Origin of the sequence: Shinella sp. (genome assembly GCF_052438155.1) — a bacterium.
GTDB lineage: Bacteria > Pseudomonadota > Alphaproteobacteria > Rhizobiales > Rhizobiaceae > Shinella.
In genome coordinates this window covers 372,239-387,492 of the sequence record NZ_JBQVPI010000002.1, presented here as the reverse complement: position 1 = coordinate 387,492, position 15,254 = coordinate 372,239, and the positions used below count along the sequence as shown (strand labels likewise).

Below are 15,254 nucleotides of genomic sequence, written 5' to 3'. Positions count from 1 at the left end.
AGGCTACCCCCTGTCTGTGGTATACGCTGCCTGAACGTTTCCGAACCCCTGCCGACGCATGTGTTCATTCTGGTCTCGTAGCGCCGTCTGAACGCCCTGGTTCACAAGCATGCGGACATGGTCGTCGCCGCTGGCGCCCGTTATCTGGACGGTCAGCGCTGTTTCGTTGCGAACCATACGAGGGCCGCCAGAAGCGTTGAGGCGTGGCGCGCGGGGGGCGTTGATCTGGTTGTTCGGGATGACCTGCTCGCCGCCACGGAAGCGGACTAGCTCTGGACCCTTCTCGCCAACAAGAGCAACGCCCTTTGGCGCGGAGTTTGTACCCGCCGCAAATCCCGGTACACCCGCGAGGAAGTTCGTAAGCGTCGTGTTCGGCTTGAAGGACGATGAGAATAGACCGCCAAGGTCTATTCCGCCGGCCGCGCCGCCGAAGTTCTGGGCAATAGCCGCAAGACCACCGTTTAGACCACCTAGGCCTTTCGTGGCCTCGCCAGCAACGCTCCCCATTTTTGAGACGTTCGTCTCGAACATCTTGACGTAGGAGTTACCCGACGTCCCGAGGACGTCTTGCCCCATTCCGCCCTTCCCAACAGAACCGGGACCACCGAACCATGCCTGGGCGGCGCCAGAAGGGCCGTACTTATTGACGTAGCCACCAAACTGGTTGTCGAAAATCTGGTCCTGAAGGGCTGGGTTTTTCAGGAACTCGTCAGACGAAATGGAGCGCCCAAGCGCATCTTTCGACCATGGGCCGATGTTGTTGCCCATCATCTGGTACTTGCCGTATGCCCGATCCCCATTCCTGGTTACGGGACCAAGGGCACCATAGTTTCCGCCGCTTTCAATCTGTGAGATGGCAGCACGATAGGCAGCCATGTTGCCACCCGCGCCCACGGCCGGCAACGCCGAACGAGACACGGCCCCCACTGGAGCGGCGAAGGTGCTGGCGACGGAGGCTGCCGCTGTACTTGCGACACCGCCCTTGCCGGTAAGGCTGGACGCAATGCCGGAACCGATCAGATTGAAGATCGCTTCCCACTGCTTATCCATGGATTTCATGAGGCTGTTCAGCAGGGCCTTACCAAAGGCCTCGCCGATATCGCCACCATTTTCCAGTAGCGCACTCTTGAAATCACCAAGGAAGCTGGAAACACTGTCCTTGATATCTTCGCTTTGCAACGACTGCCGGATCGATTGAGCGTTTTTGCTGCCGAGGTCTTCCGGAAGGCCATACTGCCGAAGCGTCGAGACAACCTTCTGGTCGGCCTGCGACAGAGAATTGAAGCGGGCGGCGTTCAGCAGGTCTTGCTGTAGCTTGGTTTCGGACAGCGCCTGGGAGTATTTCTCGTACAGCGCAACCTTCTGCTCAATCTCGGCCTTTTGGGTGGCGCCGAGAGACCGGCCCTTGTCTTCTGCCTGCTGAAGCAACTCTAACCGGAAGCGCGCTGCGTCCGTCGCAACGCCATACTGGCCGGTTAGCTCCATCTCGAGCTGCAGTTGGCCGATACGGTCGTTCGCCGATTTGATAAGATCGCGGTAGGCGTTGGCCGCTTTCTGAGCGGCGCTTTCCTGCTTCTTGAGTTCCTTGCCGTCTCCGTCAAGTGCGGAAGGCTTGTCACCGGGTGTGGGAACCCCTACCCGCTTGCCATCGGCATTATTGACTGTCGGATTGGCGTCATCGATCCGGCGACGGGCATCGTCATAGGCCGAAGCGGCAGCCCGCCGTTGTTCCGGACCTTCAGCCGAACCCATAGCTTTGCGATACGCGGCGAGCGCGCGCTCAGCGTCTGACATCGCTGGAACAGCTATGTCAGCTAGCTCCTTTAGAGCGTCAATTAGAGCAGAGACACCAGATGTTTGATTGAGCGCGATTTTTCCGAGTCCGGCTATGACGTCCTTCGCCGAACGGACACGGCGATCGGCATCAGCGGCCGCCTTTGAGCTTGTAAGGAGCTCATCGCCTAAAGCGCGAAGTCCCTGCGGGTCAGTCGCAACAATCGCCTCGATCTGGGTTCGCAGTCTCACAAAGTCCGGTGTTCCGTCCGCGACGCTTTTACGGAATTCCCTGATTGCATCGGTAAACGGTCGAAAACGGGTGGCAACGTCTGAGGCGCCACCTGTGCGGGCCTGCAGGACGCCCATCATCTTGCTGAATTCAGCGGTTGCAGCCTTGGCCACGTCCTGCTGAATTTTCAGGTTTTCACGAGCTGCAGCCGCAGCTTCGACCTGGCTCACTTTAACGTAGTCGCCGAGACCATCCGCAGCCGTGCCATAGGCATCTTTGATCGATGCGATGGTGTCGGCATGGCTCTTGATGGCGTCGTCAGCGGTCTTTACGCTGCTTGCGCTAGAAGCGTACTGAATTAGGGCAGCACCACCAGCCACAAGACCGATGGTGACCAGTGAGACCGGGCTGATGAGCGAGGTGAACGCGGCGGCTAGGCCGGAGATCACCTGCCTGCCGTTACCCATGGTGCCAAGAACGGACGAAAGCTGGGTGCCCTGCTGTAGGGCAATCTGCAGCGGGCTCATGCCCATCGCCGAGGTTACAGCAATGTCCTGAAACTGTGCCGCGATGTTCGCGGTTTGGAAACCCTGCCCACCGCGGGCGATCGGTGTATCAGAGAGTGCAGAATTGCGCGCCTTGATAACGGCGATGGACTTCAGCGCTTCCTGTCGTTCGCGTGACAGCGCGCTAGTCATCTCGTCAGCAGAGATCGCGCCGAGAGAATGAGCGCGCCGGATATCAGCCTGAGACGCCTTGTAACTGTTGATCGTCGAGAACAGCGGGCTATAGCGAGCCCGCAGGCGCTCAAGCTCCTTGCCCTGGTCGGCAAGCGCTCCTGTCCACTCCTTGGCGCCCTTCGTACCGACACCAACCATCGCGTTGATGCGGTTCTGCATCGCGGTCGTCATGGCATTGTCGATGCCGCGGCCGACGGACTCAAACTGCTTCTGGACCTTGCCGGTGGACGCGCTGACTTCCTGCTCGAGCTTCTTCAGCCCGCGCCGGATGGTCGCCACGTCAACGCCAATGGCGATAATCATGTCGTCGTTGGAGTTGTCAGCCAAGGCGGGATCATCCTAAAATAGAGAAGCCCGCGCGAGGCGGGCTTTGGAGGAGATGTGGGGATGGTCGAAAAGGTCGAGTTCGCAGGTGCAGGCACATTCTCAAACGGCGTAAAAAGTGCCGCCGTGAGGTATGAGCTTCAGTTCGTCGGGGACGATAGATCCTACGAAATCAGCTGACCACAACTGGTTCATCAACAACAACCACGGCACAACGCTGACACTCGAGAATGGCAAAACCGTCAATGTCGCCTTTTTCGGCGGCGGTCTTGATGAGCCGTTGCTGGTTCAAGTCAATGACCCCCTTTCGGCTATGGTCTAGTGGCAACCACCCTGCCGCTTCTGTCTTGAACGAAGGCTTGCCCTGGTCTGGTGCGCTTTTGCCATCTTTGGAGATTCTCGTCCCAAACCGACCCCAAAACGATCACTTCCGCAGCGGCATGACCATGTTCAATGGCGAGTTCTCGGAAATCCTTTACTGATGCATCGAGAGTTTCCATTACGAAACCGCCCGGTCAGTTTTGTCATTCTCGCTGACGATTAGGGCATCAGATATCGGGACGAACCGTACGGTTATGCTGCCATCTGGCCGAACTACGCCCAATTCTGAGGGAGCCGGCACCTTTCGGAAGCTGCCGCCGTACTTTTGAGTGAGATAGGCCAAGTCGTCGATATCTTGCGGGTTCATTTTATCCATACTTCCCCAACAACGCCGCCATCTCGCCCTTGGTGGGCGCCTTCGGCTTTTCTTCCGCGCCATTCGCCTCGTTTCGACCATGGATGGCCTGAAAGAACTCGGTGAGCGTGGCATCCCAGAAATCCTGGTGACGCCACTGCAGCCCGCCAAGGCCTAGACGCATCCAATCACGCCAGGGGAACGGGTCTTCTTTGCGCTTTATGCCGCCTTTTCGACGGCTTCCACGTTTCCCTCGTCACCATCATCGAAATGATGGGCCAGCGCCGTTGAAAACGCCGCAGCACACGACGGGAAATGCTTCAACCTTAAACGATCGATGGCGGCCAGCCGATCGCCGTTCACAGTCAGCAGTTCGATGCCGGCGAGCGTCGCGGCGGCCTCGACGCCAGACAGTCGGACGAACAGATCCTGGAAGCTCTTACACTCCAGCCGCGTCGAGACCGCGGAAAGTCCGCCCATCGTGGCAGCAACAACCAGCGGAACGTCGCCGATCCACAGAGATACCTCCCCGCGCGCCCCATTGACGGGCAGCGGGAAGGGTTTCGTCGGGGTAGCTACGGCTACGGTCTTTTTCTCCTCTTTAGCCATGGATTATGCCTCTGCCGTGAAGGAGAGCTCGCCGGCAGCTTCGAAGGTGCCATTGAACTGCAGGTCGTCTTCCATGCCGCCATCGAACGTGAAGTTCGTTGCGAAATACGGGCCTTCGAACGTGCCGAGACCAGGAACGACCACCTGAGCGTTGAACACGGTCGTATTGATGACCTTGCCCATGAACGCTTTCATGATCGAGCTCGACACGAACGTGCCGGATCCGGAGAAGGTGCGGCTCGTGATACCGGGCCGTCCGGTCTTCTGCACAGGGCCGCCGGGATTGGTGCAACTCGGCTTCGTGGTGTCGACCGTATTGGCCGAAAGGTCGAAGCTACGATCCTTCAGGCCGCAAAGATTGGTGAATACTTCCGGCGTCGCTCCGTCGCCGAGTTTGATGAGCAAAAGCCTGCCGAGCTGTTCGCCGTCTGCCATAGTCTCTCCTTCGCCGGACGAGCCGGACGTTCTTCAGTTCGATTTTGAGGAATGCCCGGTCCTAGGACAGCGGCTTGTGTACTTTCGCACGCAGCTCAATGACGGCGTGGCTGGTCAGTCCGTCGGGGTCGCGGAAAACGCGCGTCCCTCGGTGCATGATCGATACGAGTCGCCACGATGCCAGCGCCAGGGGCGCCATATGCAGCGACTCAGAGACCGCAAATGCGATCGCCTTCACGGCAGGAAACCCGACTTTCCGCGACCACGCATGCATCGTCAGGTAGACGTCACCGCCTTCGATGCATGTTGCGTCGTCTCGGATGAATTGCGCCTCACCCAGCGTGACATAGCCAAGCTTTGGCGTAGCCCACGCATTCGTGGGCGGCTGGTCATAGACGCCGTTAACGAGGTTCATAAGCGCCGTGTCGGCCTTCAGCCAAGGCACTATGGCGTCCTGCAATTCCAGTTCGGGACTCATTTCTTCATAGCCTCCCGAACGCCTCTATTCACCGCGGCGCGGATGCGCTTCACGATTTTTGGGCGCATGGCCCGGTAAGTCGGAAAGATGTGTGGTTGTGCGGCAGTTCCCGGATGCTGAGTCCCGCCGCCTTCTCTATGTGCCATCTGGCCAAGGACTGTTCCGCCGCCCTTGGCAGTATTGTGCGGAGCCGTGCCAAATTCCAAGAATCTGTAAATGTATTCAGCGAACAGCCCGACCGCAGTCGGATCCTTGGCCGCAGCCTTGCTCACGCGCTCCTGATGCGGACGGTTGGCGAGCTCGTCGGCCTCGATGCTTTCCATGTACTCCAGCGTGGCGCCCGTGGGCGCCTTCAGCCGGATCGCATCAGCCAGTTCGTCGCCGGCCTTGCGCTTCGCTTCCGTGGCGTATTTCGCGACGTTAGGCGCGACCTGCGTAAGCCGACGGAATAGCGCGTCCTTGCCGGTTATTGTGGCCTTCAGCGCCATCTCTGTCCCCTATGTCGCCCCGTCAGGTCGCGACGCCATCGTCGGTCATCATGTCGAGCCAGGCGTTCTTTTCATCCGGGTCGGAAACCGTTCTGATGTTCAGCACGCGCTTCGGATTGCGGGCGTCCACGGCCCTCCAGGACGGCGATATCTCACGGCTGGCAGTGTGACTGCGCACGCGCACGATATACGGCTGTACGCCCGTCAGGCGGGCTGCAATGACGGTTTCTCCGCCGCGCATTGGGATAAGCTCGGCGTAGTCGCTGAAGACCGTTTCCCATGGGCCAGATTGCTCATTGCCCATGCCGTCATCGACAAGCGGGCGATTCTGAAAGTGCAGCTTGACGCGCAAGGCGCCACTACTCGGCTTCTTTGCCATCAACCGGCCTCTTCGCTCGAACAGCCTTGCCGGCCGTCACAGCTTCGTCAGCGCATGCGCGCGTGACATTCAGGTGCATGCCCGCCTTGTAGGCGATGGTGAAAGCCGGTTGCACCCAGTTATGATCCTTGGTGAACCGGATCCAGGGCATTAGAGCGTTACGCCAGGATCCTGGATGTCGACCGCCAGAACCGTTGCCGACTTCGCGATACCGATTAGAATCGGATCCATGCCGCTCGCCAGGTCGGCGACCGGACAAATGCCACCGGCTGTTCCGGACAGGTAGTAGGCAATGCCGGCAGTGATCGTCGCGCCGATCGTAATGTCGCCGCTCTTGTGGAGCGCAACCGGCTGGTTAAGGCTGGCGCCATTCAGCGCAATCGCCTGCACCGTGCGCGTGCCCGTGCCGTTGTTGTCCGAAAGCATCCACTTGTTGGTGGTCGCGTCCAAAAACACAGCCTTGCCGGCTGCGATCGTCTCGCCTGCCGTGCCGTGGTCGCGCGTGGAGTTCGTGCCGGCCACAACGGATGCGGCGGTGATCGTCAGGTCTGCCATGGTAAAATCCTTCTAGAGCGCGTGGCGCCAATTTCTATGCGGCATCAGGAGTGCCTTGGAGGCCAAGGGTAGCTCGACTAGTTTGCCGTCGGAGATGTCTTCGCGGTTCTCATACCAGTGGCCGATCATCAGCAGAATCGCGTGCTTTATGCCAACTGGTAGGTCTTCGTAACCCGCCTTGAAGGCGATACGCACCACTTCTGGCTCACAGATCGTCGATGGCCAGGAATTACCGATAGCCGGGAGGATGTACCCAGGCTGAGTGGACCCTATCCCGAACGGCCTGAACCCCGTGATGACTGCATCAACACCATCCGACCCGGTGTATTCGACCGTATCAACCGAAATCAGCGGTGCCAAAGGGATGTTGATGCGTCCGGTTCGACCATAGACGTCGGAGCACGGGAACCGATCAAGGGAATACTCCCATGTCTGCTCACCAAGCGCTCGCCCAAGCCACCCGTCAGCGCCATCGATTAAACCAATGGCCGTTTCGACAAGCGCCTCGATGTATCCATCGTCGTCATCATGCAGCACGCGGAGATGACGTTTTGCATCAGCCAGTGACACAACGGGCGCTGCGGCAGGCGTCACTAGCTTGAGCATTCATCACCTGCGCTTCTGGAGGGGCTTTTTGGAACTCATCGGTGGCGTCACGACAATTGTCGGGGCATCCTCTTCGATGGCTGCCGCAACAGCATCGACCGAAATCATGCCGGCCGCAGCCAGGCCTTCTGCCGCTGAGCCAAAGTCACGGTTGTCACCCACATTCAGGTATTCAACCGTGAAGCCGTTCGCCGCGAAAGCGAACGGCTGAAGCACAGTAGCCATTAGGCCGGGGGATTGGCCGTCGGGCCGAGAATCGGATGGCCGAGAACCCAAACACCGGAGACGTACACGTCGCCTGTGTTGGCTGCAGGCGTAACCGTTACGCGGGCATAGCGCTTGTTGCCGATGTAGCCGATCTTGAAGACCTTGTTGTCGTCAGAGAAGAGCGGTGCAGCAAGCGCCTCGGTGCCAAGCAGTTCCGCATCTACGACAGCAGCCGCATCGGAAAGGTTGGATGCGTCACCGTCTTCGACAAGAACCGTGAAGGTCGCGTCGGCGTCCGCAAGCGAACCGGTGAGGAGAAGAAACTCCACAGCGCCGAAGCCGCGAGTATCAACGATCTGCGAAACGATCGCAGTGTTGTCAGTAACAGCCGCTGCGGGCGAAATGCCGCGCTTCGGCGCAATATGATTGTGCAGGTCAAATTTGGCCATAAGCCGAACTCCTTTTCGAATGATGAAAAGGGGCGCGCAAGGCGCCCCGAGTGGCTTACGAGGCCGAAGTGACCATGAGCTTGACAGCTTCGAAGTTCACAACGTCACCACCAACGCGGCGGCGATTGTAGAACTTGACATACGGCTTCGCCGTCAGGTTGTCGCGGAGCAGCGTGAGGCCGAGGCGATCAACGATCGTGTAGGCGGCCTTGAAGTCGCCGAAGGCAACCGACAGGCTGGAAGCAGCAATAGTCGGCATGTCTTCGCAGCGATTGACCGGGAAGCCCAGGATAGTGGCCGGCTGGCCACCCTTGATGTCGCCCATCTGCCAGAGATAGTTGTTCTGGCCGTCCTTGAGCTTCATGACTTCGCGGACAGTCGTGCGCTTCATCAGGAAGTTGGCGTTCTGGGTGTAGTAGTCCTTGAGCTGAAACACGAGGTTGTACAGTGCGTCCGACGTGATGCTGGTGGCACCGCCGGAGATGACCTGCTCGATCGTGCCATTGGCCGTGCCGTTGCCGTAGGTCAGAAGACCGCGCGGCTGATTGACACCCGTGCCGGTGAAGAAGGCGGTCGCTTCGATGCGACCCATCTTCTCGCCGACCTTGTTTGCGACCCAAGCCTCGATATCCAGGCCAGCGTCTTCCAGCATATTCTGGGTAACGCGAGGCTCCGCGAACATCTCGTGAGCGAAGATCTTCGACACGCCGAGCTGCGAAGTTGTGGTTTCGGAAGGAGCAGTGGTCTCACCGACCCAGCCACCATAGCCGAATTCGCCTTCGTCGCGCGGAATCTCGAGCTCCTTGCCGCCGATCGTCTCGACAGTGGCGAGAGCGCGAAGGTTGGAAGTCTCGTAGATCTTCTTGATGATACGGCTGGAAACCGTCTTCGGGACGAGGTAGCCGCCGTCCGGATCGGAACCGGTCTGCATCGCAGCCTGGAATTCTGCGGGCATTGCAGCGTCGGATCGGGCGCGCATGTAAGGTGCGAATGCCTTGGCGTAAGCCGAATACGACTCTACGTCACCCTCAACTACGGTGTTCGGCTTCAGGTCGCCGCGAGCGATCAGCTTCGCCTTGGCAAACTCGAATGCCGCCTTAGCGTCGGCAACAGCTTCTTCACCAGCCCAACCGCCAGCAACGCCGGGGCGCTTCAGGACAGCTTCAACCTTCTCGACGTTGTCGTTGACAGCCTGCAGGCCCTTTTCCAGGGCGAGATGCTTGGTCTCGATGGACGCAGCATACTTGTCCAGTTTTTCAGTGACCAGCGGGTCGAACTTCTTGCCGGATGCGTCGATCTCGTCGCGCATTGCCTTGAGTTCACGCTGAGTGTTGTCGTTCAGCGTCTTTACGTCGTCGCCGAACTTCTTGATGTCGGCAGTGATCTGCTCGGCAACCTGTGCAGTAATGGTCATGAAGACCCTCCTAGAATTTGATTTTCGCCGAGACAGCCCTTACGGCGTCGGCCAGTGAAGTGAGGTCGACTTCGCCAGCGTCCTGCAGTGGCTCGTCATTTGTAACTTCTGCGGCGCGCAATGCTGCACGCGCCTTGGACCTCGACCACCCAGCGTCCTGCGTGAGCGCCCGTTCCAAATCTCGTTTTGTAGGCGTTTCGTCGGCGTCCCGTTCCTGCCACTTGAGTGAGTCAGGAACGGAGCCGAAAACTGATAGATCGAAGCGCGCCTTGGCTTCTGCCTTGGTGCCGATCTGCGTTGCGAAGCCCGCTTCGACAGCTTCTTTGGCCGTCATCCACGTCTCATCGTCCATCATCTGCTTGATGGCCCTGATGCCTGACGTGGTCCGCGCAGCGTAGGTCCGTGCCAGAGCATCGTCGATCTTCGCCAGAGTGGCCGCTGTATCGCCGAAGTCATGGCGGTTGCCGACGGCAATAGTCCACGCATTGTGCACCATGAACATAGCATTGTCGGCTATGACGATTTCGTCGCCGGCCATCGCGATGATAGAAGCGATCGACGCAGCAAGACCGACAACCTCGACCCTCACCTTGCCGTCATATGCAAGCAGGTCGTTATAAATCGCGATGCCATCAAACACATCGCCGCCTGGCGAGTTGATGCGCAGTGTGATGTCGCCCTTGGCATCCTTCAGCCGCGATCGAAATGACCGCGCATCGGTGCCCCAGTAGCCAATCTCGTCGTAGAGATCGATCACCGTGCCGCCGTCCTCGACTTTCGCATCGAACTTCGTTCCAACGGCACGCGCGAAGAAGCGGTCGCGGCGCTCACCGCTTAGCGGGGCGCCAACGTCAATTTTATCCATGTGTCGGGTTCCCTAGGCGGCCGCCGTTGCCGGAGCGTTATCGTTCGCCGCTGGCGCATCAACCTGAATCGCAGGATTTTCGAACACGTCGCCGCCCTCGCGGGGGTTCATGTTTTCTTTGATGCGCGCCTCGTTCGCGTTCATCCACTTGTTCTGGATTGCCGAGGCATAAGCCTCATAGCGGGACTTTGTGTCGCCGCGGAGCATGGCATCCATCAGAAACTCGCAGAAATAGCCGTTATCGCGGTCTTCCTGAGTGAGCAGATCCCGATTGATGGCCTGCTCCCACCTGATCAGCCATGGTCGAATGCTGTGGATGATGAACTCAAGCGACTGATGCTCGATGTTGTTGTTTGTGCTGCGCTCCAGGTCACCCACCAGATGTAGTGGTATCCTAAAGATACCGGCTATCTCGGAACGCTGGAACTTCCGGCTGCTGATGAACTCGGCATCCTTCGGAGTGATGGACATTGAAGTCCACTTCATACCCTCCTCAAGGAGGAGAGGCTTGCCACCGTTCGATACCCCGGCATATTTGTTGGCGAACTGAGTGCGAAGATTCTCGGTCGCCTCAAATCCGATCTTGCCTGGGTGTTCTAGTACGCCAGTCGGCTTCACGCCGTTTGCATACAGGTGCGCGGAGAAGTGCTCCGCCGCAAGACCAAGGCCAACCGCCTCCCTCGCCAGCGAGATCATCGATCGGCCAACATACCCCTTGGGTAGCGGGCCGCGAATATGATGCATCTCCTTCGCCGACAACTTCGCTTTCGAGTTGTCGGGCATGGTCGCTTCGTACTTCGGCGACCAGTCGAAGGCCTGCGTGATGGTCACGCCATCCGGATTCAGCGGCACAATGCCGATGGTCTGGCCGCGCTTATTCCGCTCCACGTAGGAGTAGCCGTTGCCTCGCATGGCAAGGTTGACCATCGTCCCTTCGGAATATTCGAAAGCAGTGTTCCAGGAGTTGGCCTGGTCGTGCAACACCTTGTAAAGTGGATGATCCGTCGCCCGATCCTTGCCGCCATCCGCGCGGCGCTTGTATAGAATGCACGGCAGACTGGCGACGCTCTCTGCGAGCACGCGGACGCAGATAAGAACCGTTGTGTACCTTAGCGCCGATTCCGACGAGACCATAACGCCCGTCTTCGACTCGGCGCCGCCGCCCTGAAGCCGCGCCCACTCTTCCATCGTCAAGCTGGCGATCTCATTGACCGACGCCTTCGGTCGCGCAATAGCGCCAAAAAGTCCAGCCATCAGTCACCACCGCGTGCCACAGCGAGAACGCCGGCCAAAATAAGGAGCCCGCCGACGATGAAGCCGGCGGGCGGATAGATGAGCCACGCCCCGTATGCAACGGAGGCGACTGACAGTACGCCCGCGGCATCGCGAGCGAGCACCGCGAGTGTTTTGCTGGTCAAAGCTCTATGAATCCTCGTGTTTGGTAGACGGACGGGCCATTGCCTGCGTCCGGATTCCGGCTCATGAGCATGGCCGCATTGAAGGTAGCCACCAGAGGGTCGATTTTTGCGCGCCCGGCCGTCTGCTTTGTAATAAGCACGGCGCCGCCCCTGACTTCCGTCTTCGCGTTTCCGACGCACCAGGCCATCATGGGACGCGCGCCGTGCCGGAACGTCTTGTCCTTCAGCTTACGCTCAAGGCCCCATGTGGCTGGCGACAGTGCAGCCCCCTGTCGAACGCCCGTCAAAATCTTTCCTTCAATCCCACGGTTTGCCAGCTCATCGACCAGCGCCGCCACCCCCATTGGATCAAGGCCAATCGCGTTTTCATCAGGCAGGAGTCCGGTGTCGAATATCTTTTTAACGATGTCCGAGACTTCGTGAATATCTTGCGTGGCATCCTCGCAGATGACCAAGTCCTTATCGCGCTCAAAATCTCGCAATACCGTGACAATATCCTTGCGTCGTTCCAGCACGTCGCCGTGGGCCCACGCCCTATTCCAAGATAACCAGTCGCGAGTTTCCCTGCAGCGTCCTATGACGGAGAGGCCAAACAAGTCATCGAGGCCGCCGCCGTCTATTCCGACGGTAACAACCTCAGACCTCCGTAAAATCTCTTCTAGCGTTAGGCTTGGGTCTCCGGCCGCCTCCCAATGTGCGGCGCCGGGCCACATATCCCCGCGAAGGTTGAGACCAATTTCAACGTTCAGATGCTTGGAAAGAAACGTCCGGCGAGTATCACCATCACCTGCCATTTCCTTGCGAAGTTCATCCTCCAGCCATTCCTGACTGACGGATCTTCCAAGGTTGGGGTTGGTGACGTAGGCGTTGGCCGGATTAAGATACGCCTCAGCGTCGAGCATTTTCTTGGGGAACTCATAGAGAACGCCAAGGCTCTTCTTGTCCTCAACAATCCCGTCCCGAACATTGCGATAGTAGTCTAGTTTTGCCTTGAAGACCCCGGCCGGCGGGGCGTCTGACTGCGTCGACAGAAAGATAGTGAAACCTTCTGGACGGGAAACCAGGCCACCAGTCGCCTCTCTAAGCATGGCGTCGGCGGTCTCTTTCTTGCCAAAAAGCCAAAGCTCATCAACGAGAACGAAAGAAGCCTTCTTGCCGCCAACGGAATCCGTGTCGGCCGCCACTACCTTGAGAAACGCCTTGTTCTTCTTGTGGGTGATCGTCTTCCGGTGGTCCTGGACGTGTAGCAGGTCCTTCAGTTCCGGATCTGCGCGGACCATGTCAGCCGCAGGCTTGAATGCGTTGTCGGCGACTTCCTTTGTCGGCGCCAGAATAAGCAGTTCCGCGGAGGGCCGCCAGTTGCGAACTAGGGCCGTGACCATGATACCGGCGGCGATCGTTGATTTAGAGTTCTTTTTGCTGATTAGCAGGAAGAACTCTCTGATTAGACGTCGGCCGGTATCGGAGTCATATGCTCCGAAGATGGCGGCCACAAAGTCAAACACCCACTGGCCGCAGGACTCTCCGAAGGTCGGAGACCCCGGCGCGTCAACAATTCGGAGGGACTTGAAGACATTCAACGCAGCCGCCGCCTCGTCGGGGAATAGCGGGCTGCAGGGTATGAGTGATTGCTTGGCGAGGATACGGTCCTCCCAATCTGGACAGGCCGTGGTCCACTCCATCATTCACCCTTAACAATCGGCGGCGGAGGAGGTGTGGCAAACTTACCGTCTGCCGAAACACGATCTGCCGCCTCCTGCTGTTGCTCTTTCTTGCCGCCAGCCAAGTCGCTCGCGCGGGCGTGGACATATGGGGCTGCAGCGATAGCCATCCTGTCGCGACGGTCGTCCTCGACGTCGTCTCGGTTCATGACAATCAACATATAGTCCAGCGGCGACAGCCCGGATTGGCGCGCCGCCTTCTTGATGTCGGCGGCGACCTTGATGGGCTTTGCCTTGGGTGCTTTCGCTCCCTTGGGGCGCCCGGCCCCTGGGCGAAAACCACCACTTGCCATGTCGATAAACCTCACTGTAAAAAATCAAAGAATCCAAAATTGTGCGCACATGTGGGGGACGCGGGTAAGTCGGCAGAGGCGCCTCCAAGGATTGGATAGCCCCCCCTGCGCCACAAAGATGCGCCACAACGCAACAATGTTGCGTCAATCCCAGTTTCCGACGATCTCAGCCTGCTCTTCTCGCTGCTTCACAGTGTCGTGACATGCTTTGCACAGGCAGGTCAGGTTTTCTCGGTCCCAGAACAAGCGTTCTCGGCCGCGATGCGGAACCTTGTGGTCAGCAACCAGCTTCGACGTGTCGTGCTCTATGGCGCCACATCGCTGACATTCGAATAGCGCATCTAGCAGAACCTGCCACCGCAGGTCCTTCCACCGCTTCAGCCCGTACCACTTGCGCCATGGAGCGGCGGCATACCTGCGTATGTCTCTCGTCTGCTCTTGTGGAGATACGCTAGCTACCGATGTTGGCAACCTTGCGATGGGAGGCTTTAGCGTTGATAGCTTCGTCATGCTGCATAAGCAAACAGGCTAGGCTGAGCCGGAGCCGTATCGCTCTTGGCAGCATTACACCCGCGACATAAGCACTGAGTATTCATGTAGCTATGCGCTCCACCAAGGGATAGTGGCATGATGTGGTCAAGCTCAGGAGCCCTAACGTCGAACGTACCGCGTAATTTACGAGGCGTCTTGACGCCGCATGACTGGCACTTCCACTTGTCGCGCTCGAATACCGTTATGGGGTTGACGTTCTCGACGGCCTGAGTGCGCAATCTTGCGCGCTCCTTCTTGCGCCCTATTCGCCGAGCGTTCCGTCTTGAGCAAGCGGTGGAGCAGTAGACACTACGCTTGTCACCATAGGTCGTAGAGAACACTGTGGCGCACTCAGCGCAAGGCCTTGGTGTGCGATCTACGTTGTCATTGGCTACGGATGCAGCTCGTGCCTTAGCTCTTGCATCAACCTTGATGCAAGCCTCAGAACACAGACAAGAAGAGGGTGACTTGGCGTCAAACCTTCTTCCGCAACACTCGCACAACTTCCTCATAACAGTGAAGGATGCCCGCACAACTATGGCAGCACGATCACTGAAGTTATCGAATGCACATCGGCGACAGCAAAACCTAATCCGGTCTGATCGCTTCGGTACGAACTCTGAACAACACTGTTCGCATTCATATGATCGCTTGATTTCGTATCGATCGTGCGCGGCTTCAGCTCTGCACTTCTCTGAACAGAACCGCCTATTCGGCTTAGTCACAATGAACTGAACAGTGCAACGCTCGCACTTACGCTTGTTATCATTGGCAGCAACAGGGCCACCGAAAAGTTCTTCTAGCAAGGTCTCGACTCCTTGACGACCTCATGAAAGCGGGTGGGCTTCGGCCCACCCGCAGAGATCAGCACGAGAGGTCGAGAATCGCGCCGATGCTTTGATATGGTCAGTGTGGCAGGGCTCGAACCTGCGACCCCGTGAGCCCAAGTCACGTGCGCTACCAGGCTGCGCTACACACTGGTGATGGAGCCGACAGCCGGACTTGAACCAGCCACATCCTGCTTACAAGGCAGGCGCTCTACCTGATGAGCTATGTCGGCA

The 15,254-nt window shown here is 58.5% G+C and carries 19 protein-coding genes and 2 tRNA genes; all 21 read right to left on the bottom strand.

The window, feature by feature from the left end; translation table 11 throughout:
• Nucleotides 1–3 precede the first annotated feature (3 nt).
• Nucleotides 4–3,072, bottom strand: coding sequence for a phage tail length tape measure family protein (locus tag ACT6VE_RS06535; protein ID WP_444797790.1), 3,069 nt, complete (start codon nucleotides 3,070–3,072; stop codon nucleotides 4–6).
• A 686-nt stretch (nucleotides 3,073–3,758) separates the two neighbouring features.
• Nucleotides 3,759–3,968 (bottom strand): phage tail assembly chaperone, encoded by a 210-nt coding sequence (locus ACT6VE_RS06530; RefSeq protein ID WP_444797900.1) that lies wholly within the window; start codon nucleotides 3,966–3,968, stop codon nucleotides 3,759–3,761.
• Nucleotides 3,965–4,354 (bottom strand): hypothetical protein, encoded by a 390-nt coding sequence (locus ACT6VE_RS06525; RefSeq protein ID WP_444797789.1) that lies wholly within the window; start codon nucleotides 4,352–4,354, stop codon nucleotides 3,965–3,967. Before ACT6VE_RS06525 ends, ACT6VE_RS06530 begins: the two co-directional genes overlap by 4 nt.
• Nucleotides 4,355–4,357: 3 nt before the next feature.
• Complete coding sequence (locus ACT6VE_RS06520; RefSeq protein ID WP_444797788.1) at nucleotides 4,358–4,789, bottom strand: phage tail tube protein; 432 nt, start codon at nucleotides 4,787–4,789, stop codon at nucleotides 4,358–4,360.
• A 61-nt stretch (nucleotides 4,790–4,850) separates the two neighbouring features.
• Nucleotides 4,851–5,267, bottom strand: coding sequence for a DUF3168 domain-containing protein (locus ACT6VE_RS06515; protein ID WP_444797787.1), 417 nt, complete (start codon nucleotides 5,265–5,267; stop codon nucleotides 4,851–4,853).
• Nucleotides 5,264–5,755: an HK97 gp10 family phage protein gene (locus tag ACT6VE_RS06510; RefSeq protein ID WP_444797786.1), complete on the bottom strand. Its 492-nt coding sequence runs from the start codon at nucleotides 5,753–5,755 to the stop codon at nucleotides 5,264–5,266. The genes ACT6VE_RS06515 and ACT6VE_RS06510 overlap by 4 nt, the downstream gene beginning before the upstream one ends.
• Before the next feature lie 22 nt (nucleotides 5,756–5,777).
• Entirely contained in the window at nucleotides 5,778–6,134 is a 357-nt protein-coding gene (locus tag ACT6VE_RS06505) for a head-tail adaptor protein (protein ID WP_444797785.1), read from the bottom strand.
• Between the two features lie 150 nt (nucleotides 6,135–6,284).
• Nucleotides 6,285–6,689, bottom strand: a complete 405-nt coding sequence (locus ACT6VE_RS06500; RefSeq protein WP_444797784.1) for a hypothetical protein — start codon at nucleotides 6,687–6,689, stop codon at nucleotides 6,285–6,287.
• Between the two features lie 12 nt (nucleotides 6,690–6,701).
• Complete coding sequence (locus ACT6VE_RS06495; RefSeq protein WP_444797783.1) at nucleotides 6,702–7,295, bottom strand: head-tail connector protein; 594 nt, start codon at nucleotides 7,293–7,295, stop codon at nucleotides 6,702–6,704.
• Nucleotides 7,296–7,298: 3 nt separating this feature from the next.
• Nucleotides 7,299–7,511: a hypothetical protein gene (locus tag ACT6VE_RS06490; protein WP_444797782.1), complete on the bottom strand. Its 213-nt coding sequence runs from the start codon at nucleotides 7,509–7,511 to the stop codon at nucleotides 7,299–7,301.
• 8 nt (nucleotides 7,512–7,519) lie between these two features.
• Nucleotides 7,520–7,951 carry a hypothetical protein gene (locus ACT6VE_RS06485; RefSeq protein WP_444797781.1) on the bottom strand — a complete coding sequence of 144 codons (432 nt, stop codon included), beginning with the start codon at nucleotides 7,949–7,951 and terminating at the stop codon, nucleotides 7,520–7,522.
• A 55-nt stretch (nucleotides 7,952–8,006) separates the two neighbouring features.
• On the bottom strand, nucleotides 8,007–9,365 hold the full coding sequence (locus tag ACT6VE_RS06480; protein WP_444797780.1) for a phage major capsid protein: 1,359 nt from the start codon (nucleotides 9,363–9,365) through the stop codon (nucleotides 8,007–8,009).
• A gap of 10 nt (nucleotides 9,366–9,375) precedes the next feature.
• A complete protein-coding gene (locus ACT6VE_RS06475) occupies nucleotides 9,376–10,230 on the bottom strand; it encodes a head maturation protease, ClpP-related (protein ID WP_444797779.1) in 855 nt (284 codons plus the stop codon).
• A 12-nt stretch (nucleotides 10,231–10,242) separates the two neighbouring features.
• Complete coding sequence (locus ACT6VE_RS06470) at nucleotides 10,243–11,484, bottom strand: phage portal protein (RefSeq protein ID WP_444797778.1); 1,242 nt, start codon at nucleotides 11,482–11,484, stop codon at nucleotides 10,243–10,245.
• On the bottom strand, nucleotides 11,484–11,648 hold the full coding sequence (locus ACT6VE_RS06465) for a hypothetical protein (RefSeq protein WP_444797777.1): 165 nt from the start codon (nucleotides 11,646–11,648) through the stop codon (nucleotides 11,484–11,486). Before ACT6VE_RS06465 ends, ACT6VE_RS06470 begins: the two co-directional genes overlap by 1 nt.
• A complete protein-coding gene (locus tag ACT6VE_RS06460) occupies nucleotides 11,645–13,333 on the bottom strand; it encodes a terminase large subunit (protein ID WP_444797776.1) in 1,689 nt (562 codons plus the stop codon). The genes ACT6VE_RS06465 and ACT6VE_RS06460 overlap by 4 nt, the downstream gene beginning before the upstream one ends.
• Nucleotides 13,330–13,662: a hypothetical protein gene (locus tag ACT6VE_RS06455; protein WP_444797775.1), complete on the bottom strand. Its 333-nt coding sequence runs from the start codon at nucleotides 13,660–13,662 to the stop codon at nucleotides 13,330–13,332. The genes ACT6VE_RS06460 and ACT6VE_RS06455 overlap by 4 nt, the downstream gene beginning before the upstream one ends.
• 144 nt (nucleotides 13,663–13,806) lie before the next feature.
• The gene (locus ACT6VE_RS06450; RefSeq protein ID WP_444797774.1) at nucleotides 13,807–14,172 is read right to left on the bottom strand and encodes an HNH endonuclease; all 366 of its coding nucleotides are present in this window, start codon (nucleotides 14,170–14,172) and stop codon (nucleotides 13,807–13,809) included.
• Nucleotides 14,169–14,705 (bottom strand): HNH endonuclease, encoded by a 537-nt coding sequence (locus ACT6VE_RS06445; RefSeq protein ID WP_444797899.1) that lies wholly within the window; start codon nucleotides 14,703–14,705, stop codon nucleotides 14,169–14,171. The genes ACT6VE_RS06450 and ACT6VE_RS06445 overlap by 4 nt, the downstream gene beginning before the upstream one ends.
• A gap of 391 nt (nucleotides 14,706–15,096) precedes the next feature.
• A tRNA-Pro gene (locus tag ACT6VE_RS06440) sits at nucleotides 15,097–15,173 on the bottom strand.
• Between the two features lie 4 nt (nucleotides 15,174–15,177).
• Nucleotides 15,178–15,253: transfer RNA gene (locus ACT6VE_RS06435), tRNA-Thr, on the bottom strand.
• Between the last annotated feature and the right edge of the window lies 1 nt (nucleotide 15,254).

Excerpts from the sequence above, each read along its gene's own strand:
- ACT6VE_RS06525 (WP_444797789.1), bottom strand. The coding sequence starts at position 4,354 with ATGGCTAAAGAGGAGAAAAAGACCGTAGCCGTAGCTACCCCGACGAAA.
- ACT6VE_RS06520 (WP_444797788.1), bottom strand. The coding sequence starts at position 4,789 with ATGGCAGACGGCGAACAGCTCGGCAGGCTTTTGCTCATCAAACTCGGC.
- ACT6VE_RS06515 (WP_444797787.1), bottom strand. The coding sequence starts at position 5,267 with ATGAGTCCCGAACTGGAATTGCAGGACGCCATAGTGCCTTGGCTGAAG.
- ACT6VE_RS06510 (WP_444797786.1), bottom strand. The coding sequence starts at position 5,755 with ATGGCGCTGAAGGCCACAATAACCGGCAAGGACGCGCTATTCCGTCGG.
- ACT6VE_RS06505 (WP_444797785.1), bottom strand. The coding sequence starts at position 6,134 with ATGGCAAAGAAGCCGAGTAGTGGCGCCTTGCGCGTCAAGCTGCACTTT.
- ACT6VE_RS06500 (WP_444797784.1), bottom strand. The coding sequence starts at position 6,689 with ATGGCAGACCTGACGATCACCGCCGCATCCGTTGTGGCCGGCACGAAC.
- ACT6VE_RS06495 (WP_444797783.1), bottom strand. The coding sequence starts at position 7,295 with ATGCTCAAGCTAGTGACGCCTGCCGCAGCGCCCGTTGTGTCACTGGCT.
- ACT6VE_RS06485 (WP_444797781.1), bottom strand. The coding sequence starts at position 7,951 with ATGGCCAAATTTGACCTGCACAATCATATTGCGCCGAAGCGCGGCATT.
- ACT6VE_RS06480 (WP_444797780.1), bottom strand. The coding sequence starts at position 9,365 with ATGACCATTACTGCACAGGTTGCCGAGCAGATCACTGCCGACATCAAG.
- ACT6VE_RS06475 (WP_444797779.1), bottom strand. The coding sequence starts at position 10,230 with ATGGATAAAATTGACGTTGGCGCCCCGCTAAGCGGTGAGCGCCGCGAC.
- ACT6VE_RS06470 (WP_444797778.1), bottom strand. The coding sequence starts at position 11,484 with ATGGCTGGACTTTTTGGCGCTATTGCGCGACCGAAGGCGTCGGTCAAT.
- ACT6VE_RS06460 (WP_444797776.1), bottom strand. The coding sequence starts at position 13,333 with ATGATGGAGTGGACCACGGCCTGTCCAGATTGGGAGGACCGTATCCTC.
- ACT6VE_RS06455 (WP_444797775.1), bottom strand. The coding sequence starts at position 13,662 with ATGGCAAGTGGTGGTTTTCGCCCAGGGGCCGGGCGCCCCAAGGGAGCG.
- ACT6VE_RS06450 (WP_444797774.1), bottom strand. The coding sequence starts at position 14,172 with ATGACGAAGCTATCAACGCTAAAGCCTCCCATCGCAAGGTTGCCAACA.
- ACT6VE_RS06445 (WP_444797899.1), bottom strand. The coding sequence starts at position 14,705 with ATGAGGAAGTTGTGCGAGTGTTGCGGAAGAAGGTTTGACGCCAAGTCA.